The organism is Streptomyces sp. NPDC048417 (genome assembly GCF_040651615.1).
Taxonomy (GTDB): Bacteria; Actinomycetota; Actinomycetes; order Streptomycetales; family Streptomycetaceae; genus Streptomyces.
Map to the genome: position 1 here is coordinate 246557 of NZ_JBEZKI010000010.1, position 26431 is coordinate 272987.

25 protein-coding genes and 2 pseudogenes are annotated in these 26431 nt (G+C 71.8%); 9 read left to right on the forward strand and 18 right to left on the reverse strand.

The genetic code is table 11. The features are described from left to right. Positions 1 to 15 precede the first annotated feature (15 nt). From AB0D59_RS18235 to AB0D59_RS18245, 3 genes and pseudogenes are all read left to right on the forward strand, one after another. On the forward strand, positions 16 to 864 hold the full coding sequence (locus AB0D59_RS18235) for a helix-turn-helix transcriptional regulator (RefSeq protein ID WP_362565892.1): 849 nt from the start codon (positions 16 to 18) through the stop codon (positions 862 to 864). A gap of 67 nt (positions 865 to 931) precedes the next feature. Next, positions 932 to 1647 (forward strand): annotated as a pseudogene (locus AB0D59_RS18240) (putative T7SS-secreted protein); the annotation flags it as partial. Positions 1648 to 1795: 148 nt separating this feature from the next. Then, positions 1796 to 2275: a hypothetical protein gene (locus AB0D59_RS18245; protein ID WP_362565984.1), complete on the forward strand. Its 480-nt coding sequence runs from the start codon at positions 1796 to 1798 to the stop codon at positions 2273 to 2275. 197 nt (positions 2276 to 2472) lie between these two features. Here the strand turns inward: AB0D59_RS18245 and era are convergent, their stop codons facing one another. Beyond that, positions 2473 to 3432 carry a GTPase Era gene (era, locus tag AB0D59_RS18250; protein ID WP_362565894.1) on the reverse strand — a complete coding sequence of 320 codons (960 nt, stop codon included), beginning with the start codon at positions 3430 to 3432 and terminating at the stop codon, positions 2473 to 2475. Positions 3433 to 3583: 151 nt separating this feature from the next. Here era and AB0D59_RS18255 point away from each other — a divergent pair, with 151 nt between their 5' ends. Both AB0D59_RS18255 and AB0D59_RS18260 read left to right on the forward strand, forming a co-directional pair. Then, on the forward strand, positions 3584 to 4894 hold the full coding sequence (locus tag AB0D59_RS18255) for an ammonium transporter (RefSeq protein WP_362565896.1): 1311 nt from the start codon (positions 3584 to 3586) through the stop codon (positions 4892 to 4894). Then, on the forward strand, positions 4891 to 5229 hold the full coding sequence (locus AB0D59_RS18260) for a P-II family nitrogen regulator (protein ID WP_362565897.1): 339 nt from the start codon (positions 4891 to 4893) through the stop codon (positions 5227 to 5229). Before AB0D59_RS18255 ends, AB0D59_RS18260 begins: the two co-directional genes overlap by 4 nt. Here the strand turns inward: AB0D59_RS18260 and AB0D59_RS18265 are convergent. From AB0D59_RS18265 to AB0D59_RS18285, 5 genes are all read right to left on the reverse strand, one after another. Continuing rightward, positions 5123 to 6181: a DUF916 domain-containing protein gene (locus tag AB0D59_RS18265; RefSeq protein WP_362565898.1), complete on the reverse strand. Its 1059-nt coding sequence runs from the start codon at positions 6179 to 6181 to the stop codon at positions 5123 to 5125. The genes AB0D59_RS18260 and AB0D59_RS18265 overlap by 107 nt on opposite strands. A 110-nt stretch (positions 6182 to 6291) precedes the next feature. Continuing rightward, entirely contained in the window at positions 6292 to 7626 is a 1335-nt protein-coding gene (locus AB0D59_RS18270) for a beta-xylosidase (RefSeq protein ID WP_362565900.1), read from the reverse strand. Positions 7627 to 7778: 152 nt separating this feature from the next. After that, positions 7779 to 8246, reverse strand: coding sequence for a hypothetical protein (locus AB0D59_RS18275; protein WP_362565902.1), 468 nt, complete (start codon positions 8244 to 8246; stop codon positions 7779 to 7781). Between the two features lie 555 nt (positions 8247 to 8801). After that, positions 8802 to 9152, reverse strand: a complete 351-nt coding sequence (locus tag AB0D59_RS18280; RefSeq protein ID WP_362565903.1) for a cytidine deaminase — start codon at positions 9150 to 9152, stop codon at positions 8802 to 8804. Positions 9153 to 9212: 60 nt separating this feature from the next. Then, positions 9213 to 9335: a hypothetical protein gene (locus tag AB0D59_RS18285; protein ID WP_362565904.1), complete on the reverse strand. Its 123-nt coding sequence runs from the start codon at positions 9333 to 9335 to the stop codon at positions 9213 to 9215. Between the two features lie 247 nt (positions 9336 to 9582). On the opposite strand from AB0D59_RS18285, the gene AB0D59_RS18290 reads away from it, so the two are divergent. Then, entirely contained in the window at positions 9583 to 10236 is a 654-nt protein-coding gene (locus AB0D59_RS18290; RefSeq protein WP_362565905.1) for a class I SAM-dependent methyltransferase, read from the forward strand. 219 nt (positions 10237 to 10455) lie between these two features. Here the strand turns inward: AB0D59_RS18290 and AB0D59_RS18295 are convergent, their stop codons facing one another. Genes AB0D59_RS18295 through AB0D59_RS18310 form a run of 4 tightly spaced genes read right to left on the reverse strand, consistent with a single transcriptional unit; the run spans position 10456 to position 13711 of the window. Continuing rightward, positions 10456 to 10815 carry an MmcQ/YjbR family DNA-binding protein gene (locus AB0D59_RS18295; protein WP_362565907.1) on the reverse strand — a complete coding sequence of 120 codons (360 nt, stop codon included), beginning with the start codon at positions 10813 to 10815 and terminating at the stop codon, positions 10456 to 10458. After that, positions 10812 to 12113, reverse strand: a complete 1302-nt coding sequence (locus AB0D59_RS18300) for a hemolysin family protein (RefSeq protein ID WP_362565908.1) — start codon at positions 12111 to 12113, stop codon at positions 10812 to 10814. The genes AB0D59_RS18295 and AB0D59_RS18300 overlap by 4 nt, the downstream gene beginning before the upstream one ends. A gap of 18 nt (positions 12114 to 12131) precedes the next feature. Next, on the reverse strand, positions 12132 to 12629 hold the full coding sequence (gene ybeY / locus AB0D59_RS18305; RefSeq protein ID WP_351691360.1) for an rRNA maturation RNase YbeY: 498 nt from the start codon (positions 12627 to 12629) through the stop codon (positions 12132 to 12134). Between the two features lie 14 nt (positions 12630 to 12643). Further along, positions 12644 to 13711: a PhoH family protein gene (locus AB0D59_RS18310; RefSeq protein WP_362565909.1), complete on the reverse strand. Its 1068-nt coding sequence runs from the start codon at positions 13709 to 13711 to the stop codon at positions 12644 to 12646. Positions 13712 to 13962: 251 nt separating this feature from the next. On the opposite strand from AB0D59_RS18310, the gene AB0D59_RS18315 reads away from it, so the two are divergent. Next, positions 13963 to 14652, forward strand: a complete 690-nt coding sequence (locus AB0D59_RS18315) for an FAD binding domain-containing protein (RefSeq protein ID WP_362565910.1) — start codon at positions 13963 to 13965, stop codon at positions 14650 to 14652. A gap of 313 nt (positions 14653 to 14965) precedes the next feature. Here the strand turns inward: AB0D59_RS18315 and AB0D59_RS18320 are convergent, their stop codons facing one another. The 3 genes and pseudogenes from AB0D59_RS18320 to AB0D59_RS18330 all read right to left on the reverse strand — a co-directional run bounded on the left by AB0D59_RS18320 (position 14966) and on the right by AB0D59_RS18330 (position 17579). After that, on the reverse strand, positions 14966 to 16186 hold the full coding sequence (locus tag AB0D59_RS18320; RefSeq protein WP_362565911.1) for a PfkB family carbohydrate kinase: 1221 nt from the start codon (positions 16184 to 16186) through the stop codon (positions 14966 to 14968). A gap of 51 nt (positions 16187 to 16237) precedes the next feature. Then, positions 16238 to 16444, reverse strand: a pseudogene (locus AB0D59_RS18325) (glucarate dehydratase); the annotation flags it as partial. A 184-nt stretch (positions 16445 to 16628) separates the two neighbouring features. Continuing rightward, positions 16629 to 17579, reverse strand: a complete 951-nt coding sequence (locus AB0D59_RS18330) for a 5-dehydro-4-deoxyglucarate dehydratase (RefSeq protein WP_362565913.1) — start codon at positions 17577 to 17579, stop codon at positions 16629 to 16631. A 100-nt stretch (positions 17580 to 17679) separates the two neighbouring features. Between AB0D59_RS18330 and AB0D59_RS18335 the strand changes: the two genes are divergently transcribed. Both AB0D59_RS18335 and AB0D59_RS18340 read left to right on the forward strand, forming a co-directional pair. Then, positions 17680 to 18459, forward strand: a complete 780-nt coding sequence (locus AB0D59_RS18335; protein ID WP_362565915.1) for an IclR family transcriptional regulator — start codon at positions 17680 to 17682, stop codon at positions 18457 to 18459. A gap of 448 nt (positions 18460 to 18907) precedes the next feature. Beyond that, a complete protein-coding gene (locus tag AB0D59_RS18340; protein ID WP_362565916.1) occupies positions 18908 to 20092 on the forward strand; it encodes an MFS transporter in 1185 nt (394 codons plus the stop codon). On the opposite strand, the gene AB0D59_RS18345 is transcribed toward AB0D59_RS18340, so the two are convergent. The 5 genes from AB0D59_RS18345 to AB0D59_RS18365 form a co-directional block, all read right to left on the reverse strand. After that, positions 20089 to 21081 carry an adenosine deaminase gene (locus AB0D59_RS18345; RefSeq protein WP_362565917.1) on the reverse strand — a complete coding sequence of 331 codons (993 nt, stop codon included), beginning with the start codon at positions 21079 to 21081 and terminating at the stop codon, positions 20089 to 20091. The two genes, AB0D59_RS18340 and AB0D59_RS18345, sit on opposite strands and share 4 nt — an antisense overlap. Before the next feature lie 20 nt (positions 21082 to 21101). Beyond that, on the reverse strand, positions 21102 to 22007 hold the full coding sequence (locus tag AB0D59_RS18350) for a ribonuclease Z (RefSeq protein WP_362565918.1): 906 nt from the start codon (positions 22005 to 22007) through the stop codon (positions 21102 to 21104). A gap of 15 nt (positions 22008 to 22022) precedes the next feature. Beyond that, complete coding sequence (locus tag AB0D59_RS18355; RefSeq protein WP_362565920.1) at positions 22023 to 22376, reverse strand: histidine triad nucleotide-binding protein; 354 nt, start codon at positions 22374 to 22376, stop codon at positions 22023 to 22025. Between the two features lie 145 nt (positions 22377 to 22521). Beyond that, on the reverse strand, positions 22522 to 25731 hold the full coding sequence (locus tag AB0D59_RS18360; RefSeq protein ID WP_362565921.1) for a S41 family peptidase: 3210 nt from the start codon (positions 25729 to 25731) through the stop codon (positions 22522 to 22524). Between the two features lie 46 nt (positions 25732 to 25777). Then, a complete protein-coding gene (locus tag AB0D59_RS18365) occupies positions 25778 to 26344 on the reverse strand; it encodes a hypothetical protein (RefSeq protein ID WP_362565923.1) in 567 nt (188 codons plus the stop codon). Positions 26345 to 26431 lie beyond the last annotated feature (87 nt).

The window sequence follows — 26431 nt, forward strand, 5'->3', positions numbered from 1 at the left end:
GGCGACCCTGGAGGGGTGAACCGCCCCGAACTGGCCGACTTCCTGCGCCACGCCCGCACCCGCCTGGACCCCGCCGACGTGGGCCTGGCCCCCGGCGCCCGCCGCCGCACCCCGGGCCTGCGCCGCGAGGAGGTGGCGTCTCTGGCGGGCATGTCGGCGGACTACTACACCCGCCTCGAACAGTCCCGGGGCCCGCGCCCCTCCCGCCAGATGCTGACGGCGATGGCCCGCGCACTGCGCCTGACGGAGGACGAACGCGACCATCTCTTCCACCTGACCGGCGAGGAACCCCCGCGCCGCGACGCGACCAGCACCCATGTCCGCCCGGGGCTGCTGCTGGTCCTGGACCGGCTGCACGACGCGCCCGCGACCGTGATCACCGACCTGGGCGAGGTCCTCGCCCAGAACGCCCTCGCCAGGGCCCTGTACGGCGATGTCTCGGGCCGCCCGCACCGGGATCGCAACGTGATCCGCCGCTTCTTCCTGGACCCGGCGTCCCACACCCTGTTCCCGCCGGAGGACCGGCCGGTGCGGGCCCGCGAACACGTGGCGAACCTGCGCGCGGTGGCGGCGGCCCGCCCCACGGACCCGGCGCCGGGCGCGCTGGTGGCCGAACTTCGCGCCCACAGCCAGGAGTTCGCCGACCTCTGGGCCCAACACGAGGTCTCGGTACGCCGGGCGGCGACAAAACGCTTCCGCCACCCGGCCGTCGGCCTGCTGGAGCTGGACTGCGAGGTCCTGCTCGCCGCCGACCACAACCAGCTCCTCGTCATCCACACGGCCCGCCCGGGCACGGAGTCCCACGAACGCCTGCAACTGCTACGAGTCCTGGGACTGCAGGACATGACGCCCAGCCGCACTTGACCCACCGGATACCTTTGCCGGGACGCACGCGCAATGAGTGAAGAACGGCAACGGGGGTTGCGGGGTCATGGCGGGGTATCGGCCGGCGGACTGGCATCCACTCGACCTGGACAAGGACCCCACCCCCGGGGACCCTCAGCGTGTCCGTTCCCTCGCGAAGCAGTGCATGACTTCGCCGACGATGTCTCGGACGCCCTGCGCCTGGTCAAGGGCATGGCCGGCGAGGACACCCTCCTTCAGTGGGCCGGCAAGTCCGCGGACGTCTTCAAGGAGCAGTTCAAGGACGTCCCGAAGAACCTGAAGAAGCTGAAGAAGTCGTACGAGATGTGCGGCGACGCGCTCGCTGACTACTGGCCCAAGCTGGAGCGCGCGCAGGCCCTGGCCGACAAGGCCCTCGCCAAGGCGAAGGAAGCCCAGTCCGACCTCTCTTCCGCCAAGTCCCGTCTGTCCTCCGCCGATTCCTGGGTCACCCGCGCTGGCAAGGAAGCCGACAAGTACAAGGACGACCCCACCGGCAGCAAATCGGACGGCGACAAGCCGGACGAGGCGAAAGCGCGGGCCGCCACCCGGGACGTACAGAGCGCCAAGTCCGCCCACACCCAGGCCCAGTCGGACGTCACCACCGCCCACAACGCCCTCGACGCGGCGAAGAAGATGGCCGAGGACGCCCGCAAGATGCGGGACGACGCGGCGGGCGAGGCGAAGCGGAAGATCGACGAGGCGTCCGACGCGGGGATCCCGAACCGGCACTGGTGGCAGGACGTCGGTCACTGGTTCGAGGAGGCTCCGGGGCGGCCGGGATCACATCTGGTTCTCCAACAGCGACGTCACCATCCCCCGCGACGCGATCCGGTACCACGGCCCGACCTCGGGCTGGACGGCCTGAGCGACGCACATCACCCCGGACTCGGCACCCCTGCGAGGAACACCCATGGATCTCACCGGCTATTCGAACGACTTCACCGTGGACGCGGCCTTCCCCGACGCCATGCGCCGCTTCGTGGCCCGCGCGCGGCAGCGGTGGACACAGCTCCTGCTGTCCGGGGAGCCGACGGCCGGGGAAGCGGACTGGCGGCTGCCCGAACCGGACGACGACTACTCCGGGATCGTCACCTTCTCCTCCGGGCTGGAGATGGAGGACTTCTGGGAGGAGAACGGCTACGCGCTGGACGACTCGGGGCAGGGGCCGTACGCCGTCTTCTACCGGCGGCGCACGGGGCCGCTGCACGCCACGGCGATCTCCGGCATCAGGACGGACGACCCCGACATCGAACAGGCGGTCGAAGGAACGGGCCTGCTGATGGCCGAGTACTACACCGTCAGTCTGCTCACACCGGAGGACCCCGCGACCGACCCCTTCTCCGCGGCGGTGGTACGGGACTTCGTCGCATCCTTCGGCGCGACGACTTAGGAAGGCACAGGCTCTTGGGCCGACATCGCCGAGCACTACGAGTTCAGGGAGTTCGCCTCGCTGAACGCGGTCGGTCCTAGAACCCCAGCCGCCGCAACTGCTTCGGGGCCCGCTGCCAGTCCTTGGCCACCTTCACGTGCAGGTCGAGGCTGCATCAACATGCGGCTACCGCCGCGCGGCCGACGCGCCCCGCCCCCTCAGAACCCCAGCCGCCGCAACTGCTTCGGGTCCCGCTGCCAGTCCTTGGCCACCTTCACATGCAGGTCCAAGAAGACCGGCGTGCCGAGCAGTGCCTCGATCTGCTTGCGGGACTTGATGCCGACCTCCTTCAGGCGCGTGCCCTTGGGGCCGATGACGATGCCCTTCTGGCTGGGGCGTTCGATGTAGAGGTTGGCGTGGATGTCCAGGAGGGGCTTGTCGGCGGGGCGGTCCGGGCGGGGGAGCATCTCCTCGACCACGACGGCGATGGAGTGCGGCAGCTCGTCGCGGACGCCCTCCAGGGCCGCCTCGCGGATCAGTTCCGCGATCATGACCTGCTCGGGCTCGTCGGTGAGGTCGCCCTCGGGGTAGAGGGCCGGGCCCTCGGGGAGGAGCGGGACGAGGAGGTCGGCCAGCAGGCTCACCTGCTTGTCGCCGACCGCCGACACCGGCACGATCTCGGCCCACTCGAAGCCCAGCTCCTTGCCCATCTGGTCGATGGCGATCAGCTGCTCGGCGAGGGCCTTGGAGTCGACGAGGTCGGTCTTGGTGACGATCGCGATCTTCGGGGTCTTGCGGATCCCGGCCAGCTCCTTGGCGATGAAGCGGTCACCGGGGCCGATCTTCTCGTTCGCCGGCAGGCAGAAGCCGATCACGTCGACCTCCGCCCAGGTGGTGCGGACCACGTCGTTGAGGCGCTCGCCGAGCAGGGTGCGCGGCTTGTGCAGGCCGGGGGTGTCGACCAGGATCAGCTGGGCGTCCGGCCGGTGCACGATGCCGCGTACCGTGTGCCGCGTGGTCTGCGGCTGGTTCGCGGTGATCGCCACCTTCTGCCCGACCAGAGCGTTCGTGAGGGTGGACTTGCCCGCGTTGGGGCGCCCGACGAAACAGGCGAAGCCCGCCCGGTGGACGGCCTCCGACGATTCCGACGGCTCGGTTGACTGGCTGCGAACGCTCATGCCCCCCATTCTCCCTGATCCACGACACCCCGCCGCACCGTGAGAATCCGGTAACCCCGACGCAACGAAACGTCACGGAAACACAGCCGTACGCGACCGGAAACGCGCTCCGGTGAATCTCTGACGAGCCCCCACGACGTTGGAGACGCCCGTGATCCTCTCCGCCGCGCACGCCGACACCGGCGACACCGCCTGGCTGCTCGCCGCCACCGCCCTGGTCCTGCTGATGACCCCGGGCCTGGCCCTGTTCTACGGCGGCATGGTCCGTACGAAGAGCGTCCTCAACATGCTGATGATGAGCTTCGTGTCGATCGCGCTGGTGACGGTGGTGTGGCTGGCGGGCGGGTACGCGCTGGCCTTCGGGGAGGACGTCGGGGCGGGGCTCATCGGCGGGCTGCGGCACGCCGGGATGCACGGGATCGGACCGGACAGCGTGCAGGGCACGGTCCCCACCCTCCTCTTCGCCACCTTCCAGCTCACCTTCGCGATCGTCACGGCCGCGCTGATCAGCGGCGCCGTCGCGGACCGGGCGAAGTTCGGCGCGTGGCTGGTGTTCGTCCCGGTCTGGACGCTGCTGGTATACGTTCCGGTGGCGCACTGGGTCTGGGGCCCGGGTGGCTGGATCCTGCACCACCTCGGCGCCCTGGACTTCGCCGGCGGCCTCCCCGTCGAGATCACCTCCGGCGCCTCCGGCCTGGCCCTGTGCCTGGTCCTCGGCCCGCGGCTCGGGTTCAAGAAGGACGCGATGCGCCCGCACAACCTCCCGATGGTGATCCTGGGCGCCGGTCTGCTCTGGTTCGGCTGGTTCGGCTTCAACGCGGGCAGCGCGCTCGGCGCGAACGGCCTCGCGGCCGCCGCCTTCCTCAACACCATGGCCGCCGGCTGCACCGGCCTGCTGGGCTGGCTCTTCGTCGAGCAGAAGCGCGACGGCCACCCGACCACACTGGGCGCGGCCTCCGGCGCGGTCGCCGGCCTGGTCGCGATCACCCCGTCCTGCGGCTCGGTCTCGCTGCTCGGCGCGCTGGCCGTCGGCCTCGCCGCGGGCGTGGTCTGCTCGTACGCGGTCTCCTGGAAGTTCAAGCTGAACTACGACGACTCGCTCGACGTCGTCGGCGTTCACCTGGTCGGCGGTGTCATCGGCACCCTTCTCATCGGCCTGTTCGCGGAGCGAGCCATGACCGGCGGCGCGGAGGGCCTCCTCTACGGCGGCGGGCTCGCCCAGCTCGGCAGGCAGGCGGTGGCGGTGGCGGCCGTGGCGGCATACGCGTTCGCGGTGACGTACGGCCTCGGCAAGCTGCTCGACAGGACGCTGGGCTTCAGGGCGAGCGAGGAGCAGGAGCACACCGGCCTGGACCTTACAGTGCACGCCGAGACGGCTTACGATCACGGGGTCCTGGGCCACGGCGCCCCGGTCAGCGCGTCCGTCCTCCCCTCCGCCCAGAAGGTCAAGACCCGCCCATGAAGCTCGTCACCGCGATCGTCAAGCCCTACCGCCTCGAGGCGGTGAAGACCGCTCTCCAGGAGATCGGGGTGCACGGCCTGACCGTGGCCGAGGCCAGCGGGTACGGCCGGCAGCGCGGTCACACCGAGGTGTACCGCGGTGCCGAGTACCAGGTCGACCTGGTCCCCAAGGTCCGGATCGAGGTCGTCGTCGAGGACGCCGACTCCGAGCCGGCGATCGAGGCGATCGTCAAGGCCGCGCGGACGGGGAAGATCGGGGACGGGAAGGTGTGGGTGATGCCGGTGGAGACGGTCGTACGGGTGCGGACGGGCGAACGCGGCCCCGACGCCCTCTGAGCAGCCGCGGCAGACCGCGGCCCCGGCGCGCCCGGGCGAGCAGCACGCCGCCCGCCACCCCGGCGACGAAGGCCAGCCCCACCACCAGCCACGGCAGCGCGAGGAACGACGTGCTCGCCGACTCCCTGGTGCCGGTCGCGCTGGCCGTCAACGTCACGCTCCCCCAGTCGAGTTGGGGCGCGTCCCGCCAGGGCGCGGTGAGCCGCACGCGCTCCCCCGGCAGCAGTTCGGCGGGGATCCCGGCGAGGTCGCGGCTGAGCAGAGTACGGCCGAAGAGCCCCTCGGCCCGCAGCCGCACCCTGGGGTTCAACGTCACGTTCCCCGTGTTGTGCAGGGTGTAGGAGACGGTCGCCGTGCTGTCGCCGAGGCCGGGCACGAGCGGCTGGTGGTGGGTGAGGTGCACGTTCTCGACGGCGACGGCCGGGAGCGTCGGCCCGCTCACCCGCAGGTAGACCCGGGCGCCGACGGCCCGCCGCACACCGAGCGCGAGGGAGCCGGCCCCCGGGTCGACGCGCTCGTCCAGCGCCACGATCGCCCCCGGATGGTCACCGGGCTCGGCGCCCTGGGGCACCCGCAGGGTGAAGGGAACGGTGACCGTCTGGTGCGGCTCCACGGTGACCCGCGTCTTCGCGATGCGCGCCCAGGCCCCCACCCCCCGCATCTTCTCCTTCACCGTCCGGACGGCGAACCCGCCGTCCCGCGCGGTGTTGTAGGCGTCGGCCGCGTACAGCCGGAAGGTCAGCGGTTCGGCGGTCTTGTTGGCGACGGCCACCTTGTCGGTGATCGTCTGCCCGGGGTCGAGGGAGAGATAGAAGTACGGCCGCGCCGCGATCTTGGAGGCGACCGGGTAGACGGACCAGCTGCCGTTGTCGGCGGCGTGCGCGGGAGCCGCCGTGCACAGGAGTCCGAGGAGCAGGCTCAGGAGGAGGACATACGGCTTGACGCGACGCATGGGTGCGGACCCCCGGTCGGAAGCGGGTCGGGTGACGACCGGGTCTTTCACGATGGTCCTTCATGAAGATCATCACGAAAGGAAAGCCCGGTCGCCACAGGGGAGCTGGCTCAGGTGAGCGTCAGGGTGAGGACTCCGGAGTAGGACCCCGGAGGCGTGAACGCCGGTACGTCCAGGGAGAGTCCGGCGCCGACCGTGAACTCGCCGCCGGTGACCGTGCCGTCCGGGGTCGACGCGAGGGTCGCTCCGGAACCGCCGACGGCGCCCGCGGAACCGGCCGCACAGGTGCTCGGGCTGCCCGCCTTGGTGGCACAGGACGGGGTCCAGCTGAGCTTCCCGGCGTCGATCTTGGCGCCGGGACCGGTGAAGTCGGTGACCTTACCGGTGAGCGACCACCCGGCCGGACCGCCGCGGAAGTCCTTGACGGTGACGGTCTGCAGCGCACCGGTGGAGGCCCCGCCCTGACCGAAGTCGACCGCCGACAGCGCGACGGAGTCCCCGGCCTGGGACATGGACAGGGTCCCCGCCTTGACGGTGGTCGTCAGCTTCTGGCTCCCGTCCGGCACCGGTGTGGTGTCGTTGACGACGTAGGCGGCCGGACCGGCCCCCGCCGTGTCGCTCCACGCGCTGCCCTCGTACGCCACGATCCCGGTCGTCGTCTTGTCGTTGACGGTGAGCGGGGCGCTGAAGGAGCCGTCGGAGCCCGCGGTCGCGGTGGCCGTGTCCGCGGTCTGGCTGGTCCCGGACCGCCCGGCGAGCGTGACGCTCGCGCCGGGTGTGAAGTTCTGCCCGCTGACGGTCACGCTGTCACCGGGGTTCCCGGAGGCCGAACTCAGGCTGATGGCACGGTTGTTGACCGGGGTCGAGTCGGTCGCCGTGACGGTCTCCGACACCGGGGCGGGCGGGTTGGTGACCGTGCAGGGGGTGTCCAGCTCCAGGATGTAGCTGGTGTGGATGTTGTAGTCGCCGGGCGAGAGGGTGATGGCACCCGGCGAGGTGACCGTGAAGGTGCCGGTCATGGAGAACGACGGGAAGGTGCCGTAGCCGGGCACCGGGTCGTTCTTCTTCGGCCCGGTGACCGTGACGTCCCCGCTCTGCGCCCCGCCCAGCGTCACCTTCCCGGTCGGCGTCATGATGTCGGCCGGCAGGGCGAGAGCGGTGGGGTTGTTGGCGGCGGGCGTGACCACGGTGTAGGTCACGGTGACCGTGTCGCCGACCTTGGGGGTGGTGTCGTCCACCGAGATGCTGGCGGTGGTGGTGCCGTCGATCGGCGGGAGGCCCGCGACGGCGGGCGGAATGCAGTGCGTGGCGAAGTCGACGTTCGTCCCGGCAGCGCCGGCCGGACAGGCCAGCGCGCCCCCCGTCGTGACCGCGAGCGCGGTCGCCCCGAACAGTGAGATCCAGCGCCACCGTCGGGATCTTCGTGATCTTGGGGGTGAACCCATGGAAGCCCCCTCCTGAGGGTTGCGGGCGCAGCGGCTCCTCTGCGCCGACAGGGGGCCATTGATGTGGAGGGCGCGTGAGAAGTCAATGGAGATGCCGCAGAAACCTGACGGTTCATCAGCTTCTGCGGCATCCGGAACGAACCCGTCGGTACTCAGAAGACGAACGGGCCCGGGGACTGGGCGGCACTGGACGTACAGGTGACGGTGACGCCGAAGATGACCATCTTCAGGGAGCCGCCGTAGAAGTCGAGGCTGTCACCGGAGGCGACGGTGCCGGGCAGCGGGCCGACGGTGACGGCGCTGCCGGCGGCCATGGCCGGGTTCACGGTGCCACTGAAGACGACGTTGCTGCCGGCCGAGTTGGCCATGGTGAGCGTGGAGGCGATGGAGTTCGCCGACAGGGCGAGCGGGGTGGTGATCGCGCTGGAGGTGAGCGTGAGGGTGGCCGAGGTACCGCTCTGGGTCGCGGTGAGGGTGGCCGCGCCGCCGCCGAAGATGCCGCAGCTGGCGGTGACGGTGGCGGTGGTCGGGGTGACGGCGGCGGCCGAGGGCGCGAAGGCCAGTGCCGTGGCGGCGAGGGCCCCCGCCGCGAGTGCCGCACCGGTGGTCAAGCGTTTCATGGAGATCGGGCTCCCTTCCCGTTGTGTGGGAATGCCATGTGGGGATGGCGACCCCGGTCCGGGTGGATGCGGGCACACCGCGGGGCCGAATCTGACGCACCATCAAAATCTGACGGTCCGTCGGAACTTACGGTCCCATTGATACGCGAGAGACAGGGACCGACAAGGTTGAAATCTGGCCGACTGTCCGCGAAGCGGAGGTGGGGGCGGCGAGAGGCGGGCGGTCCGGCCGGAGGCGCGGAGCGGCCGGAGGCGCGGTCCGGCCGGAGGCGCGGAGCGGCCGGAGGCGCGGTCCGGCCGGAGGCGCGGAGCGGCCGGAGGCGCGGAGCGGCTGAGCGGGGGCTGATCGCGCAGTTCCCCGCGCCGCTTTCGGGGCGCCTGCGCTGGTCCCGCCCGAAGGGGCGCGGGGAACTGCGCGACCAACCACGACGGCGCCGCGCCCGTCCTGCGCCCCCGCCCACCCGAGTCAACAGTCCCCGACCCCTCGACCGACGGAGTCAATAAGCTCCTCGCTTCTCAGCAGAGCGAGTCGGGTGGGTGGGTGGGTGGGAAAGGTCAGGCGGGGACAGTCAGCCGTACCTCTCCGCCCGGCCCCGCAAGCAGCACCGGCGTCCCCGGTCCCCCAAGATCCCGCACCGCCGCGAGATCCTCGGCCGAAACCCCGTCCGCCCCAGAAACAACCGCCGCCGCCTCCAGCGACTCCGCCCCCGACGCCACCGCCATCGCCACCGCCGTCCGCAGCGCGCTCAGCTTCAGCGAGGCCAGTTCCACGGTCCCCGCCACATACGTCCGCCCCGTCGAGTCCCGCACGGCCGCCCCCTCGGGCACCCCGTTACGGGCCCGCGCCGACCGGGCCAGGGTGACGATCTTGCGGTCCTCAGGATCAAGCGCGCTGCTCTCGGTCATGCCCCGAAGCATACGAACACCCGGGAGAAGACCCACCGCCCGCCCCGCCACCGGACGGAGTCAGTCGAGGGTCTGGAGGATCTGACTCCGTACACCCGTGTGCAGCACCGGCCCCCGCGCACCGTTCACCAACGGCAGATACGGCAGCTTCGGCCCGGTGGGCCGTTGCTGCTCGGCTTCCATGTCGGCGACGAGTCACAGTTGAAGACTGAGGGCTATGGCAGGCACCCGATGAGGGTCTATGTCGTCCATCGTCGCCAGCATGACCGAACGATGGAGTGGCTTGCCGAAGCCGGCTTCGCCGTCGAGACGCACAAGACCCTCATGACTCTTGACCTTGCCCAAAGGTGAAGGCCGACACTGTCCGTGGTGACCGCACTGGTGAGCTGAGCGCTTGTCTCTGACGGAACCCGGATGAGAGGAACCTGCATTGGATGACGACCCTCTCCTGGCAGAACAGATGGCCTACTACCGGGCCGGCGCGGCCGAATACGACCGGCCCTATGCAGAGTACGAAGACCTCCAGAGGTTGCTGGCTGTCGTCGATGACCTCCCGATTGCCGGGGACGTACTGGAGTTGGCCTGCGGAACGGGCCAGTGGACCCCTCTGCTCGCCGCGCGGGCGCATTCGGTGACGGCCGTCGACGCGGCAACCGAGGTGTTGGCCCTCGCCCGGGCGCGCACCCCATCTCCCACCGTGCAATTCCTTGAGGCCGACCTGTTCGAGTGGCAGCCGCCACGACGCTACGACACCGTGTTCTTCGCCTTCTGGCTCTCCCATGTCCCACCGACACGGTTGCCCGACTTGTGGAACACCGTCGCCGCCGCGCTCACGCCGGGCGGCAAAGCGATCTTCATCGACGACGGCCCCGCCGCAGCCGCATACGAGGAAGTCCTCGCGAACCAGCCGGCCCCGGCCGCGCTGCGCCGGCTCGATGACGGCAGCCAGTACCGCATCGTGAAGGTATTCCACGATGCCCAGACCCTCACGGACGACCTCACAGCGCTGGGCTGGTCGGTCGGCATCCGGACCATGGGCGGGAACTTCATCGGCGTCGCAGAACCGCCGACCGCCCCAGGCTGAGAGGCCACAACCGCGCCGGCATCGGCAGCCGTGCGGTGAAGATGCCGTGGCTGAGGTCAGCCACTCCGTGCCGGCTGCTCGGCCCGTGCGCGGGTCGAGAGGGAAGAACGCGACCAGTGCGCGGTCCCGATGCGTGGCGAGCCCGGCGAACAGTTCGTCGAAGGCCCGGTCGGGGATGCTGCGTGCCGAAGGGTGCGTCCCGCTGATCCGCCGCGGACGTCACGCCCGGTCCAGCCGCAGCCGCTCCGCTCTCGGCAGGCCGGCCACGACGAGGTCGTACGAGTCCTCGATCAGCTCTTTCACCAGGCGGTCGGGGAGGTCGCCGTCCACGGTCACGGTGTTCCAGTGGCGCTTGTTCATGTGGTAGCCGGGGATGATCAGGCCCTCGTGGTCGGCGCGCAGCCGGACCGCGTCGTCGGGATCGCACTTGAGGTTGACCTTCAGCGGGCGGGCATCCATCCAGCTCAGCGCGAACACCTTGCCGAGGACCTTGAACACCGAGATGTCCGGGTTGAACGGGAAGTCCTCCTCCGCCGCGTTGAAGGAGAGGCAGAAGGCGCGGAGCCGGTCGGGGGTCACTCGGGCTCGCCCTTCGGGTCGTCGGCCACCGGCACCGGCTCCACCAGCACCGTCACGATCTTGTTCCGGCGTCCGGCGGCGGCCTCCGCGGTCAGGGCCAGCCTCCGTCCGTCGGGGAGTTCGACCTGGGCGGCGGCACCCGCGATGGGCACCCGGCCGAGCGCCTTGGCGAGCAGCCCGCCGACGGTCTCCACGTCCTCGTCGTCGTACTCGTCGAGCCCGTACAGCTCGCCGAGGTCCGTGATGTCGAGGCGGGCGGTGACCCGGTAGCGGTCGTCGCCGAGGTCGGTGACCGGCGGGAGCTCCCGGTCGTACTCGTCGGTGATCTCGCCGACGATCTCCTCCAGGATGTCCTCGATGGTGACGATCCCGGCCGTGCCGCCGTACTCGTCGATGACGACGGCGACGTGGTTGCGTTCCTTCTGCATCTCGCGCAGCAGGTCGCCGGCGTTCTTGGTGTCGGGCACGAAGAACGCGGGCCGCATGGCGGTGGAGACCAGGTCGGACTCGGCGTCCCGGCTGATGTGCGTCTTGCGGACCAGGTCCTTGAGATACACGATGCCGACCATGTCGTCCTCGCTCTCCCCGGTGACGGGGATGCGCGAGAAGCCCGAGCGCAGGGCCAGGGTGAGGGCCTGCCGGATGGTCTTGTACCGCTCGATGACCACCAGGTCGGTGCGCGGCACCATGACCTCGCGGACGAGCGTGTCGCCCAGTTCGAAGACCGAGTGCACCATCCGGCGCTCCTCGTCCTCGATCAGGGAATCCTTCTCGGCGAGGTCGACCAGGGCCCGCAGTTCGGCCTCGGAGGCGAACGGGCCGCGCCGGAAGCCCTTGCCGGGAGTGAGGGCGTTGCCGATGAGGATGAGGAGATACGGGATCGGGCCCATGATGCGGGCCAGCGGCAGCAGCACGTACGCGGCGGCCGTGGCCGTGTTCAGCGGATGCTGGCGGCCGATGGTGCGCGGGGAGACGCCGACGGCGACGTAGGACACGAGCACCATCACGCCGATCGCGGCGAGCAGCGCCTCCCAGGTGGTGGGGATCGCCTGGAGGCAGGCGTAGGTGACCAGGGCCGCGGCGGCCATCTCGCAGGCGACGCGGACCAGCAGCGCCACATTGAGGTAGCGGGTGGGGTCGGCGGCGATCTGGGCGAGCTTGGCGCTGCCGCGCCGCCCGGACTTCACGGCCTCCTCGGCGCGGAAGCTGGAGACGCGGGCGATACCGGCCTCGGCGCAGGCGGCCAGCCACGCCACGACGACCAGGGCGATCGCTCCGGCGACGATCTGCGGACTCATACGAGGACGACCACCCGGTTACGAGACCGTCGGCGCCGGGGAGGGACCGGTCAGGCCCTTCTCCCCCCGCCAGCCGTCCACGATGGCCGCCTGCAGGCCGAACATCTCGGCCTTCTCGTCGGGCTCCTCGTGGTCGTAGCCGAGCAGGTGCAGCACGCCATGGACGGTGAGCAGCTGGAGCTCCTCGTCCATGGAGTGCTGGGTGTCGGCCTCGGCCCCCTGCTTCGCGGCGACCTCCGGGCAGAGCACGATGTCGCCGAGCAGCCCCTGCGGCGGCTCGTCCTCGTCCTTCGACGGCGGCCGCAGCTCGTCCATCGGGAAGGACATGACATCGGTCGGCCCGGGCAGGTCCATCCACTGGATGTGCAACTGCTCCATGGCGTCGGCGTCCACGACGATCACCGAGAGCTCGGAGAGCGGGTGGATGCGCATCCGCGCGAGGGCGTAGCGGGCGATGTCGAGGATCGCCTGCTCGTCGACCTCGGTTCCGGACTCGTTGTTGACGTCGATCGACATGGCGCTGTGCTTGTCTACTTCCCCTTGTGCCCGGACTTCGAGCGGCCGCCCTGGTGCGTGCCGTTCTCCGTGCCGTGCTGGCTGTCGTACATCTCGTACGCGTCGACGATACGGCCCACCAGCTTGTGCCGTACGACATCGTGGGACGACAGCCGGGAGAAGTGCACGTCCTCCACGCCCTCCAGGATGTCCTGCACCTGGCGCAGACCGGACTTGGTCCCGTTGGGCAGGTCGACCTGGGTGACGTCACCCGTGATCACGATCTTCGACTCGAAGCCGAGCCGGGTGAGGAACATCTTCATCTGCTCGGGCGAGGTGTTCTGGGCCTCGTCGAGAATGATGAAGGCGTCGTTGAGCGTACGGCCGCGCATGTACGCCAGCGGCGCCACCTCGATCGTCCCAGCCGCCATCAGGCGCGGGATCGAGTCCGGGTCGAGCATGTCGTGCAACGCGTCGTACAGCGGCCGCAGGTACGGGTCGATCTTCTCGTAGAGCGTGCCCGGCAGGAAGCCGAGCCGCTCGCCCGCCTCGACCGCCGGCCGGGTCAGGATGATGCGGTTGACCTGCTTGGACTGCAGGGCCTGCACCGCCTTGGCCATGGCCAGATACGTCTTTCCGGTACCGGCGGGGCCGATGCCGAAGACGATCGTGTGCTTGTCGATCGCGTCGACGTACCGCTTCTGGTTGAGGGTCTTGGGTCGGATGGTGCGGCCGCGCGAGGACAGGATGTTCTGTGTCAGAACCTGGGCCGGGGTCTCCTCCGGTCCCTCCCCGTTCTCACTCGCCCGCAACATGGCGATCGAGCGTTCCACTGCGTCCTCCGTCATCGGCTGCCCGGTGCGGAGCACCAGCATCATCTCGTCGAACAGGCGCTGGACGATGGCGACTTCACGGGCATCGCCGACCGCGCTGATCTCATTGCCCCGGACATGGATGTCGGCCGCCGGGAAGGCCTTCTCGATCACGCGCAGCAGGGAGTCGCCGGATCCCAGCACGGTGACCATCGGGTGCTGGGCGGGAACCTCGAACTGAGCTCGGGCCTGCTGCTGCGCGGGAGTGTGAGCTGTGGGTGTCTGAGTCATGGGCCGGCGCTTAAGGCCTGCGGTTCCTCCTCATCACGGCCGCGTAGCTGAGGGCGGCCTCGCGATACCAAGCGTACGACGCGGGGCTGACAACGCCGTAGGCCTTTTCGCGAAGAAAGGCGCCCCCGATGCAGCCGTGAGCCCTGCCTGCGCTCCTGCCCGCCGGGGCAGAATCCGGGCCGTCACTGCCATACGTGGTCACGGGGCCGCGTCCGCTCCACGCCACCTGTACGTACAGAAAGCAGGTAGCCGTGCTGCTGCGTCTGCCCACGTCGGTGTCCGAGGCCCGGGAATGCCTGGCCGAGGGGGCGATACCCGTCGGCGGTGCGACCCTGGTATGGGCCGTCTGGCAGCGTGACGGCTTCCCGGAACAGGCGGTGTCCCTGCGGAAGGTGCCGGAGGCGACGGCGGTCGGGGACGGCGTGCTGGGGGGTGCGGTGCTTCTGCACCAGGTGGACGACCGGGTTCCGGAGGTGCTGCGGAAGGCGGCGAAGGGAGTCGGCACGGGCTCGGTGCGCCGGACGGCGACGGTGGGCGGGAACATCGCAGGGTCGAGCCTGCGGGATCTGTTGCCGGCGGCGATCGTGTTGGACGCGTGGGCCGAGGTGCTCACGGCGGACGGCGTGGACGAGGTGGACCTGTCCGAGCTGGAGGCCAAGTCGCCGGTGCTGCTGGCGCTGCGCTGGCGGGAGCCGGTGAAGGGGGCGTACGCGAAGGTGGCGGACCCGGGGGGCGGCGAGGTGCCGACGATCGCCGCGGCGGCGGTGGACACGGAGGGTGTGCTGCGGGTCGCGGTGCGGGAGGGGTACGTGGTGAGCGGGGGGAGTGTGGCCGCCGACGGGGGCGGGGTGGAGGAACTGTTCGCCGGTGCGTTGGCCGGGGTGTCGGGGGCGGGGCGGGAGTTGCTGCGGGAGCAGGTTGCCGGGGTGCTCGGAGGGTAGCTCCGGGGTGGTGGCGCCCGGTCGTCGGCTGCGGGCCGGTGGGAGCCGATCGCGCCCACGCGGCGGAGCCGCACACCGACACAGCCCCGCGCCCCTGACGGGGCGCTGCCCGGCCGCGTCCTCCGTAGCCGCGGGCAGGCGTGCTTCCCCCCAGTGCCTTAAGGGCCTGGGAGGTGCCCCCAGGCGGCACGGGTGGGCGCAGCGGCACCCTGCCGGCGCCGGGAAGCGAAACCCCCCGCCCCCAGCCCCCACGCACCCGCACCCGCACCCGCACCCGCACCCGCACCCGCACCCGCACCCGCACCCGCGATCATCACGCCGACCGGCCGAACCCGATCGTAGGCACCGCCCTCCGCAGAGGCCACGGCCTGACCTGGTCCTCCTCCGGTACCAGGCCCTCCAGGAACGCGTATCGCCGCAGCGCCGCCGGGTCCTGCCCCGCCACCGACTGGACCTTCCGCCACCACGCCCCGATCTCCGACCAGCCCGGCGCGGACAGGGAGCCGCCGAACTCCTGGACGGAGAGCGCCGCCGTGAGGCCCGCGAAGGCGAGGCGGTCGGCCAGCGGCCAGTCCGCCAGCGTGCCGGTCACGAACCCGGCGACGAAGACGTCACCCGCTCCGGTCGGGTCTAGGGCCTCCACGGCGATCGCGGGGACCTCCGCGGACTCCCCGGTCCGCCCGTCGACGGCGTAGGCCCCCTCCGCCCCGAGGGTGACGACGGCGAGGGGCACGTACTCGGTGAGGGCATGGGCCGCGGCGCGCGGGCAGTCGGCGCCGGTGTACCGCCGCGCCTCCTCCGCGTTGGGCAGGAACGCCTCGCAGTGTTCGAGATCGGCGAGGCCGGCCAGGTCCCAGGCGCCGGTGTCGTCCCAGCCGACGTCCGCGAAGATCCGGGTGCCCTCGGCGGCGGCCTTGGCGATCCAGGGGTTGCGTTTGCCGGGCGTGAGGGAGGCGACGGCGGCGCGCGCGTGGGCGGGGTGGCCGGGCGCGTTCTGCTGGCGGAACAGGGTGTCGGCGGGCGGCTCGTGGCCGTGCGAGACCATGGTCCGCTCCCCCTCGTACGCCATGGACACGGTGACCGGCGAGTGCCAGCCGCGCACGGTCCGCGACGGGGAGAGGTCGATGCCCTCGCCCTGTTCGAGGGCGTCCCAGCAGTACTCGCCGTAGTGGTCGTCGCCGAAGGCCGCCGCGAGGGAGGTCTTCAGGCCGAGCCGGGCGAGGGCGGTGGCCATGTTGGCGATGCCGCCGGGGCTGGAGCCCATGCCCCGGGCCCAGGACTCGGTGCCGCGCACGGGGGCGGAGTGCAGCCCGGTGAAGATGATGTCGAGGAAGACGGTGCCGGTGAGGTAGACGTCCCAGGGCGGATCGTCCGGCGTCCGCACGCCGGCCAGCGGGTCGACCTGCACGGCGCAGTGCGGTGTCGTTGCTCCTCTGTCGTCGTCGAGGTACTCCGGTTCCTCTCCGGCGAACGCGTTGGACGCGGTCACGGTGCGCTCCCTGGGCGTGGTGCGGATCCGGCCAGTCTGCACCATGTCGTGACAGCGGCGGCGGCTCTCGCCGTACGACCGCCCGAACGAGCGTCGTCACCAGCGCGGCACGGTGGGTGTGGTCCACCCCGGCTCGGCCGCCCGCATCGCCGCCGCGTCGTCGCGGTCGCGGAGCGTCCCCTCGTCGTCCGGCCACCGCTGGTGCAGCGTCCGCAGCCGCTCCCGGTCCAGCTCGACGCCCAGGCCCGGCGCGTCGGTGCCGGCGACCCGGCCGCCCTCGAAGACGAGCCGCTCGGTGAGGACGAACGGCCGGGCCGGCTCCAGGTACTTGGTGTCGCCGTAGGTCTCGCCGACCCCGGTCACCCCGTCGGCGGTCTCCCCCTCCCCGATCAGCCGGGGCATGTACGGCTGGTGCACGCCCCAGGTGTTCGGCAGCGGCGGGTCGGCGACCAGGATCGCGTCGGGCGGACGTCGGCGATCGTGAGGTTCACAGGGGCGCTCCCACGAGGTCGAGTCCGGCGGTCAGCAGGGCCTTGAGGTCGGCCAGGTCGGCGGCCGAGGGGTCGGTGAGCGGGGCGCGCACCGCGCCGACGGGACGGCCGCGCAGCCGGGCCGCCGCCTTGACGAGGGACACGGCGTATCCGGGGACGCGGTCGCGGAGTTCGACGAACGGCACGTAGAAGTCGCGCAGCAGCTTGTCGACGGTGCCGTGGTCGCCGGCGCCGAGGGCGGCGAAGAAGGCGTCGGCGATCTCGGGCGCGAAGGCGTGCACCGCGGAGGAGTAGGCGGGGACGCCGACGGCGGCGTAGGCGCGGGCCTGGATCTCGGCGGTGGCGGCGCCGTTGAAGAAGAGGAAGCCCTCCGGGGCGGCGAGGGTGAGGCGCTGGAGCCGGTCCAGGTCGCTGTGCCCGTCCTTGAGCCCGATGACGCCGGGGATACGGGCGACACGGGTCAACGAGTCGGCCGTGAAGGCGACCTGTCCGCGCTGGTAGGCGATGAGCGGCAGGGACGTCCCGGCCGCGATCCGCTCCAGCTGCGCGACCAGCCCGTCCTGCGGGGCGGCGACGAGATAGTGCGGCAGCACGAGCAGGGCGTCGGCGCCGGCCTCCTCGGCGACCCGGGCGAACCGTACGGCCTGCGCCCAGCCGTACCCCACCCCCGCGACCACCGGCACCCGCCCGCCCGCCTCCTCGACGGCGACGGCGACGACCCGCCGGTACTCGTCCTCGTCCAGCGAGAAGAACTCCCCCGTCCCGCAGGCCGGGAAGAGCGCGCCGGGCCCGGCGGCGAGCTGTCCGCCGACGTACTCCCGGAATCCGTCCACGTCGAGGGACCCGTCGGCGTGAAAGGCGGTGAGCGGGAACGACAGCACCCCTCCCGCCATCCCCTTGCGCAGGCTCCGCACCACATCCTCCGGCTGTCCGGCCACCGAATCCATCTCCCCATGTAGACGTCATCCACGTATAAGAACTAAGACTAGATATGCGAACACCCCCCGTCAACGGCGCACACCGCCCCCGCCCCTCTACGATCTGCACATGTCCGAGACAGCAGGCGTCCGCGAGGTGAAGTCCGCGGCGCGCACGGTGGAGCTGCTGGAGCTCCTCGCGGCCCGCGGCGACCGCCCGGCCCGCCTCCAGGAACTGGCGGACGAACTCGCCGTCCCGCGCAGCTCGATGTACGCCCTGCTCCAGACGCTGATCACGAGGGGCTGGGTACGCACCGACACGACCGGCTCCCTCTACGGCGTCGGCATCCGCACCCTGCTGACCGGCACGAGCTACCTGGACTCCGACCCGCGCGTCCGCCTCGTACGCCCGTACCTGGACGAGGCGTCCCAGGAGCTGGGCGAGACGATCCACCTGGGCCGCCTGGACGGCCCGAACGTGGCGTACCTGGCGACGCGGGAGTCGCACGAATACCTGCGCACGATCAGCAGGGTGGGCCGGCGGCTGCCGGCCCACGCGGGCGCCCTGGGCAAGGCGCTCCTCGCGGAACGCCCCGCCGAAGACCTCCCCGAGGGCCCGTACGAACCCCTGACCCCCAACTCCCACACCACCCGGGAGGCCCTCACCGCCGACCTCGCCGAGATCCGCACCCGCGGCTACTCGATCGACCGCGAGGAAGGCGTCACCGGCATCATCGGCTTCGGCTTCGCCCTGCGGTACGACACCCCGCCCCAGGACGCGATCAGCTGCTCGGTACCGGTGACCCGCCTGACCCCGGACCACGAGGCGGAGATCGTGACGGTGATGAGAGAGATCCGCTCACGAATCGAGTCGGCCACACCCCCCGGCGGCACAGTCAACTGGCGCTGACCGCAGGTCCTCCGTCCAGCTGACCGCGGCGCCTCCGTCCGGACGCGCGGGACTTGTCAGCATGCGGCTCCGGGGCCCACCCAGGGGGCGGGGCTGTATCGATGTGCGGCTCCGGGCCCACTCAGGGCCGCGGGACTGTATCGATGTGCGGCTCCGCCGCGTGGGCGCGACCAGCCATCCCGCATCCCGCATCCCGCGCACCGCACCGCACCGCACCGCACCGCACCGCACCGCACCGCACCGCACCCGAGAACGCACACCACCCCACGGCGCGCGGCGCTCCTACCCCACCCCCCACACCCGAAACGGAACATGACCTACATCACACCCCCCGCCCTTCTTCCGCCCTCCCTCACTTGATACAAATTGCCCGCGCGTTCCTGTCCGTCGACGGCCTGCGCCCAACCCCCTTTCTCCGTCGGTCCTTTCGCATGCCCTGGGAACGCCCGTGTTCGCCCGCACCACCCCCTGGCCCCTCGTCGCCCTTTTCACGGCCGGGTATCTCGCCCCGTACCTGCTCCCGACCACCGTCGGCAGGCTCGAATCGGGGCTCCCGATCTCCGCCACCCAGGCAGGTGCCATCGGCAGTGCCCTGCTGCTGAGTTCCGCGGCGGCCGGCTTCCTGCTGGCGTCCCGCGTGGACCGCGTCGGCCCCCGCGCCCTCGCCCGCGCCGGTCTCCTGCTCGCCGTCCTCGGCTACGGCGGCGCCGCCCTCACCACCCACGTCCCGGCCGTCGTGGCCGGCGCGATCGTCGGCGGCTTCGGCTCCGGCGCGGTCACCGCGGTGGCCGCCACCGGCATCGCCGCACAACTCGACCCGCACCGCACCACCACCCTCGGCCTGCTCGGCGTCTCCGCCCTCGCGGGTGCCGTCTATCTGACGGTCCCGCACCTCGGCCCCGGTCACGCGCAGCCCCTCGCCGCGATCGCGCTCACCGCACTGGCGGTCTGGCCGCTGACCGCCCGCCTGTCCCCCCGTACCGCCCCGGCCCCGCCCCGCACCGCGACCGGATCCCGTCTCCCGCACCTGCGCTCGGGTCTGCTGCTGGCCGCCGCGATGCCCTGCTGGTCGGCCGCGCAGAACTCGCTGTGGGGCGTGAGCGGCCGGATCGGCCTGACGCAGGCGCATCTGAGCGAGGTGACCGTCGGCGTGGTGTTCGCGGTGGCGCTCGGCGCCGGTCTGCTGGGCGTGGTCGGAGCGGGCGCGCTCGGCCCGCGGCTCGGGCAGGGCCTGCCGATCGGCCTCGGCACCGTGCTGATCGCGGGCTGTATCGCGCTCAGCGCGTCCGCCACGGACCTGACGACGTTCGCGTCCGGCGAGATCGCCTGGAACCTGCTCTACCCGGTCGTCCTGTCGTACGTCATCGGCCTGGCGGCCGCCCTGGACCCGCGGGGCCGCTGGGCGGTGCTGGTCGGGTCGGCGTCGTCGCTGGGGACGGCCGTCGGCCCGATGACCGGCAGCCTGCTGTCGGCCCGGGCCGGTTTCCCGGCGATGGGGACGGTCCTGGCGGTGGGCCTGCTGGCGGTCGCGGTCCCGCTGACGGCGGTGGCGCTGCGGCGCAGGACCACCACCGTCACGGCGACCCACCCGGCGCTCACCGACCAGACGGTACGGCTGGACGTCGCCGTCTAGCCGAACTCGTAGGCCTCCACCTCGGCGAGGTACCGGGTCCGCAGCTCCTCGTCGTCCTCCAGGAAGGACGCGAGGAAGGAGTTGCGGGCCAGTTCCCGCATCTGCTCCCTGGACAGGCCCAGGGCGTCGTGCACGGCGTGGTAGTTGTCGGCGACGTAACCCCCGAAGTAGGCCGGGTCGTCGGAGTTGACCGTGCACAGCAGGCCCGCGTCGAGCATCGCCGGCAGCGGGTGCTCGGCGAGCACGTCGACCGCGCGCAGCCGCACGTTCGACAGCGGGCACAGCGTCAGCGGGATCCGCTCCCGCACCAGCCGGGCGACCAGCTCCGGGTCCTCCATGCAGCGCAGCCCGTGGTCGACGCGCTCCACGCCGAGCACGTCCAGCGCCTCGGCGATGTAGGCGGGCGGCCCCTCCTCACCGGCGTGCGCCACACGTCGCAGCCCGAGGTCGGCGGCGGCCTCGTACACCTCGCGGAACTTGGCCGGCGGATGCCCGACCTCGGCCGAGTCCAGCCCGATCCCGATGATCCGGCCGAGGTGGGGCCGTGCGGCCTCCAGCGTCTCCAGCGCCGAGTCGGCGGGCTCGTCCCGCAGGAAGCACATGATCAGCCGGGTGGAGATCCCGTGCTTCTCGACGCTTTCGCCGAGTGCCCGCCACAGGCCCTCCACGACCGTGCCCATGGGCACGCCCCGGGCGATGTGCGCCTGCGGGTCGAAGAAGATCTCGGCGTGCCGCACGCCCTGCGCGGCGGCCCGGGCCAGATAGGCGTTCGCGAGGTCCTCGAAGTCCTGCTCGGTGCGCAGGACGGCCATGAGCTCGTAGTACAGGTTCAGGAAGGACTGCAGGTCCTTGAACCGGTAGGCCTCGCGCAGCGCGTCGGTGTCCGCGTACGGCAGCTCGACGCCGTTGCGCGCGGCGAGCCGGAACGCCAGCTCCGGTTCCAGAGTGCCTTCGATGTGGAGGTGCAGTTCAGCTTTCGGGAGGGGCATCAGAGCATGGTACGGCCGTTTCACCTGCGCTTCGGAACCGGCACTCGGAGCAGATCCCGCGCCACGGTCAGCTCCTCCTGGTATCCGGCGTCCCGCGCCTGCCGCTCGAATTCCTCGGGTTCCGAGTAGCGCTGGCTGAAGTGGGTCAGCACGAGGTGCCGTACCCCGGCGTCCCGCGCGACGGCCGCCGCCTGCCCGGCGGTCAGATGGCCGTGCTCCGCGGCGAGTTCGGCGTCCTCGTCGAGGAACGTGGACTCGATGACGAGCAGGTCGCAGCCCTCGGCGAGCGCGTGCACACCGTCGCAGAGCCGGGTGTCCATCACGAACGCGAACCGCTGCCCGCGCCGTACCTCGCTGACCTGGTCGAGGGTGACGTCCCCGAGGACGCCGTCGCGCTGCAGACGGCCGACGTCCGGGCCCTTGACGCCGTGCGCGGCGAGCCGTTCGGGCAGCATGCGGCGACCGTCCGGCTCGACCAGCCGGTAGCCGTAGGACTCGACCGGGTGGGACAGCTTGCGGGCCTGGAGCGTGTACGACGGGGTCACGGCGAGGTCGCCGTCCGCGTCGACCGGGGCCTCGGTGATGCCGACGGTCTCCCGGTAGGCGGTGGCGTACCGGAGCCGGTCGAAGAAGCGCTGCCCGGACTTCGGGTAGTGCGCGGTGACCGGGTGGGGGACCTTGTCGAGGTTGATGCGCTGGATGACCCCGGCGAGGCCGAGACTGTGGTCACCGTGGAAGTGGGTGACGCAGATCCGGTTGAGGTCGTGCGCGGCGACCCCGGCCCGCAGCATCTGCCGCTGGGTGCCCTCGCCGGGGTCGAAGAGGATGCCCTCACCGTCCCAGCGCAGCACGTAGCCGTTGTGGTTGCGGTGCCGGGTGGGAACCTGGCTGGCGGTGCCGAGGACCACCAGTTCACGGACGGACACGGTGACTTGCCCGGGTTACCCGGGCGGCCACTGCAGGCCGCGGCCGCCGATGACGTGCGCGTGGGCGTGCCAGACGGTCTGGCCGGCGCCGCTGCCGGTGTTGAAGACGATGCGGTAGCTGTCCAGCTTGTCCTCGTCGGCGACGGCCTGCGCCTCGCGCAGTATGTCGGCGGCCACGGCGGGTTCGCCTGCGGCGAGCTCGGCCGCGTCCTTGTAGTGGACCTTGGGGATCACCAGGACGTGGGTGGGTGCCTGGGGGTTTATGTCCCGGAAGGCGACGGTGGTGTCCGTCTCCCGGACGATCGTCGCGGGGACGTGACCTGCGACGATCTTGCAGAACAGGCAGTCGTCCTGGGGTTCCCCTGCCATGTTTTCTCCTCGCCCGGTGATCAGTTCCGAGGGCATCGTATCGTCGTCGAGTGCGGGTCCTGTGGGGGCTGGTCGCGCCCCACGCGGCGGAGCCGCACATCGGCACAGCCCCGCGCCCCTTCAGGTGGGACCCGACCCCGCCTCCTTACATCGGCAGCGTCGGCGGCACCTTCGCCGGCGTCGTCTCCAACGCCTCCAGCGCTATCCGTACTGCCTCGTCCAGCTGGGGATCCCGGCCCGCGGCCCAGTCCTGGGGGGTCTGTACGACCTCCACGTCGGGGTCGACGCCGTGGTTCTCCACGCCCCAGCCGTAGCCCTCCAGCCAGAACGCGTACTTGGGCTGGGTGACCAGCGTGCCGTCGACCAGGCGGTAGCGGCTGTCGATTCCGATCACGCCGCCCCAGGTGCGGGTGCCGACCACCGGGCCGATGCCCAGCGCCTTGATCGCCGCGTTGACGATGTCCCCGTCCGAGCCGGAGAACTCGTTCGCGACGACGACCACCGGGCCCCGGGGCGCGTCCCTCGGGTAACTGAACGGGCGCATGCCGCGCGGCAGGTCCCAGCCGACGATCCGCCGGGCCAGTTTCTCCACGACGAGCTGGGAGGTGTGCCCGCCGCGGTTCTCGCGGACGTCCACGACGATGCCCTCGCGGGCCATCTCCACGCTCAGGTCGCGGTGGATCTGGGCCCAGCCCGGTGCCTGCATGTCCGGCACGTGGAGATACCCCAGCCGGCCCTCGGACAGCTCGTGCACATGGGCCCGCCGGTCGGCCACCCACGCGTGGTAGCGCAGCGGTTCCTCGTCGGCGACCGGGACGACGACGGGGTGGCGCAGTTCGCCGCCGCCGGCCGGGGACACGGTCAGTTCTACGGCCTTGCCTGCGGTGCCGACGAGGAGGGGGCCGGGTCCGGTCACCGGGTCGACGGAGCGGCCGGCGACGGCCACGATCGCGTCCCCGGGGCGTACCGCGACGCCGGGTGCGGCGAGCGGGGAGCGGGCGCCGGGGTCGGAGGTCTCGGCGGGCAGGATCCGGTCGATGCGCCAACTGCCGTCCGGGTGCCGGGAGATGTCGGCGCCGAGGAGGCCCTGGCGGGCGCCGCGGCCGTAGCCGCCATTCGGGGTGACGTAGGCGTGCGAGGTGCCGAGTTCGCCCTGGACCTCCCAGAGCAGGTCGACCAGGTCGTCGTGGGTGGCGACGTGGTCGACGAGCGGGCGGTAGCGGTCGAGGACGCCGTTCCAGTCGACGCCGCCGAGGTCCGGCCGCCAGAACTGGTCCCGCATGATGCGGCCGGTCTCGTCGAACATCTGCCGCCACTCGGCGGCAGGTTCGACGGTCTGCCGGACCCGGGACAGGTCGACGGTGATGTTGGTGTCGCTGTCGTCGTCGTTCGAGGCACGCCGGTCGCTGGGTACGACCTTGAGCTTGCCGTCGGCCCACAGCAGGACGCGTTTGCCGTCGCCGCTGACCTCGAAGTGGTCGGCGTCGGAGGCGAGGTACTCGATGCGCTGCTGGGCGAGGTCGTAGCGTTCCAGCTCGGTCTTGGGGTCGGGGTCCTCGGGGTGGGCGCGGGAGGCGCCGAGCACGCCGCGTACCGGGTGGCGCAGCCACAGGACGCCGTCCTTGGCGGCGCGCAGCCCGGAGTAGCGGCCGGCCTCGACGGGGAAGGGCACGATCCGGTCGGCGAGGCCCTCCAGGTCGATGCGGGTGGCCGGGGTGCCCTCGGCGTCCGGGGTCTCGTCCTTGTCGGGGGCCTCGAAGGGGCGGCCGTGCCGCTGCGGGCCGAACGGCGAGGGGGTGGTCGCGGCCAGCGTGATCAGGTGCGGCCGGTCGCCGACCACGAAGGCCAGGTCGAAGACGTGCTCGTCGTAGACCGGGTCGAAGGAGCGGGTGGAGAGGAAGGCGAGGTGTTTGCCGTCGCGGGTGAAGACGGGGTCGTAGTCCTGGAAGCGCAGCGGGGTCGCCTCGGTGACGGTGAGGTCGGTGGTGTGGGCGACACGGAGCTGGGCGAGCCCGCCGGCCCCGGGGTGGGACCAGGCCAGCCAGCCGGAGTCGGGCGAGAACGCCAGCCCGGAGACGTCGCCGTCCTCGCTGCGGTCGACCTCGCGGACCTCGCCGGTCTCGCGTTCGACGAGGAGCAGCCGTCCGTCGTGCGCGGCGACCGCGACGTGGCCGCCGTCGGGGGCGACGGCGAGGTCCAGGACCCGGCCGAGCTGCCCGGCGGCGAGCCGGCGCGGGGTGGAGCCGGGCACGGCACCGGTGGCGGGGGCGAACTCCAGGGCGTCGTCGCCCTCGGCGTCCGTCACCCACACCACCCACTCCTCCGCGTCCGCGCGGAAGGTGACGGGCAGTCGGGCGCGCACCCCGGGCTGGGCGGCCAGCGCGCGGGCCGGCCCCGACCGGTGGGTCACCCAGTGCACGCCGCCGCGCACCAGGACGGCGCTGCCGCGCGCGGTGTGGTCGGGCGAGGCGGAGCCGAACCAGCGGGAGGCGTTGACCGGGCGCGGCTGCCGGTCCACGCGGGACCCGCCGAGCCGGATGTCCAGCCGGCGCGGCTCGGCGCCCTCCAGGTCGTCGAGGAGCCAGAGTTCACCGGCTGAGGCGTAGACGACCCGGGTGCCGTCACCGGCCGCGTGCCGGGCGTAGAAACCGTCGAGAGGGGTGTGCCGGCGCAGGTCGGAGCCGTCGGCGAGGGAGGAGTACAGCGCGCCCGTGCCCTCGTGGTCGGAGAGGAAGGCGATCCGGTCGCCGGCCCACACCGGGTATTCGAGGTTCCCGTCCAGCTCCTCGTGCAGCCGGACGAACTCGCCATCGCCGTCCGGGTCGATCCACAGCTTCCCGGCGGTACCGCCCCGGTACCGCTTCCACCAGGCCGCCTCCCGGCCCATCGGCGCGGACAGCAGCACGGTGTTCGGCCCGAACGCGACATGGCCGACCGGACCGTACGGCAGGACGGTGGACGGTCCGCCGTCGAGCGGAACGGTGCGGGCCCAGCTGCGCCGGAGGCTGGACTGGCCGTAGGTGCTGATCGCGAGGACCTGCCCGTCGGCGGTCCAGCCGCGCACCTGGGTGCGGGAACTCCCCCAGTGCGTCAGGCGTTCGCTGCTGCCGCCCGCCACCGGGGCCGTGTGCACCTCGGGGGCCCCGTCCCGGGCGGAGGTCCAGGCGATCGTGGTCCCGTCGGGCGAGATACGCGGCAGCGTCACGGGGACGTTGTCGGCGCTGACCCGCCAGGCCCGGCCCCCGTCCAGGGGCGCGAGCCACACGTCGTCCTCGGCGGTGAAGGCGACCAGGTCGCCGTGGACATGGGGAAATCGGAGGTAGGACCGCGGTCCTGTCGCTGCACCCTGAGTCACCCGCTCAGCCTATGCATCGCGGCACGATCGCGGTGGCCGATTTCGATCACTTGCCCTGGACCGGCCAGCACTTGGGGTCGCCCTGGCACCAGATGGTCTTCGTCACGGTCACGGTGGGACCCGGCCGCTGTCCGTAGGTGGGCGGCCGGTAGGTGCTGTAGATCGGTCCGGGCGTGGCCTCGCAGTCGCCGAGGCCCGTCACCCGGAACCACTCCTTGCCGCCCACCTTCGCGACGAGGTTCCCGCGCACACAGGCGCCGCTGACCGCCTTGGTGACGCGTCCGGTGACGGTGATGTCCCGGCCGTCCTTGGTCCGGCCCCGGCAGTCCACGGAGACGACGCTGGTCTCGGATGCCGAGGGCGTCCTCGGTGCCGACGAGCTGTAGTCGCCGGTGCAGGTGAGCCAGCTCACGTCGACGTGCTGCCGTTTCAGCTCGGCGGTGGCGGTCCGGTCGGTGGTGTACGCGACGGTCGCGGAGTTCAGGTCGGTCGGCCGGCAGCCCACCACACCCCCCACGGCGACCACCGCGAGCCCCGCCACGGCCGCCGCCCTGGTCACGCGCGACCGGCGCGTCCCGCGCGGTCGGCGCCAAATCGGCCTCAATGCCCCCATGGAGGGCAGCCTGCCACCGTCCTCTCCGTGACGGTAGGGGGCATACGGCCACTCACGTGTTCGGAGTGGTCCCCCTGGCGGTCGACG

What these genes read in the sequence shown, in the direction of transcription:
- AB0D59_RS18245 (WP_362565984.1), top strand. Translation starts at nt 1,796, where the DNA reads ATGGATCTCACCGGCTATTCGAACGACTTCACCGTGGACGCGGCCTTC.
- era (WP_362565894.1), bottom strand. Translation starts at nt 3,432, where the DNA reads ATGAGCGTTCGCAGCCAGTCAACCGAGCCGTCGGAATCGTCGGAGGCC.
- AB0D59_RS18260 (WP_362565897.1), top strand. Translation starts at nt 4,891, where the DNA reads ATGAAGCTCGTCACCGCGATCGTCAAGCCCTACCGCCTCGAGGCGGTG.
- AB0D59_RS18265 (WP_362565898.1), bottom strand. Translation starts at nt 6,181, where the DNA reads ATGCGTCGCGTCAAGCCGTATGTCCTCCTCCTGAGCCTGCTCCTCGGA.
- AB0D59_RS18270 (WP_362565900.1), bottom strand. Translation starts at nt 7,626, where the DNA reads ATGGGTTCACCCCCAAGATCACGAAGATCCCGACGGTGGCGCTGGATC.
- AB0D59_RS18275 (WP_362565902.1), bottom strand. Translation starts at nt 8,246, where the DNA reads ATGAAACGCTTGACCACCGGTGCGGCACTCGCGGCGGGGGCCCTCGCC.
- AB0D59_RS18280 (WP_362565903.1), bottom strand. Translation starts at nt 9,152, where the DNA reads ATGACCGAGAGCAGCGCGCTTGATCCTGAGGACCGCAAGATCGTCACC.
- AB0D59_RS18285 (WP_362565904.1), bottom strand. Translation starts at nt 9,335, where the DNA reads ATGGAAGCCGAGCAGCAACGGCCCACCGGGCCGAAGCTGCCGTATCTG.
- AB0D59_RS18300 (WP_362565908.1), bottom strand. Translation starts at nt 12,113, where the DNA reads ATGAGTCCGCAGATCGTCGCCGGAGCGATCGCCCTGGTCGTCGTGGCG.
- ybeY (WP_351691360.1), bottom strand. Translation starts at nt 12,629, where the DNA reads ATGTCGATCGACGTCAACAACGAGTCCGGAACCGAGGTCGACGAGCAG.
- AB0D59_RS18310 (WP_362565909.1), bottom strand. Translation starts at nt 13,711, where the DNA reads ATGACTCAGACACCCACAGCTCACACTCCCGCGCAGCAGCAGGCCCGA.
- AB0D59_RS18320 (WP_362565911.1), bottom strand. Translation starts at nt 16,186, where the DNA reads ATGGTGCAGACTGGCCGGATCCGCACCACGCCCAGGGAGCGCACCGTG.
- AB0D59_RS18330 (WP_362565913.1), bottom strand. Translation starts at nt 17,579, where the DNA reads ATGGATTCGGTGGCCGGACAGCCGGAGGATGTGGTGCGGAGCCTGCGC.
- AB0D59_RS18335 (WP_362565915.1), top strand. Translation starts at nt 17,680, where the DNA reads ATGTCCGAGACAGCAGGCGTCCGCGAGGTGAAGTCCGCGGCGCGCACG.
- AB0D59_RS18345 (WP_362565917.1), bottom strand. Translation starts at nt 21,081, where the DNA reads ATGCCCCTCCCGAAAGCTGAACTGCACCTCCACATCGAAGGCACTCTG.
- AB0D59_RS18355 (WP_362565920.1), bottom strand. Translation starts at nt 22,376, where the DNA reads ATGGCAGGGGAACCCCAGGACGACTGCCTGTTCTGCAAGATCGTCGCA.
- AB0D59_RS18365 (WP_362565923.1), bottom strand. Translation starts at nt 26,344, where the DNA reads ATGGGGGCATTGAGGCCGATTTGGCGCCGACCGCGCGGGACGCGCCGG.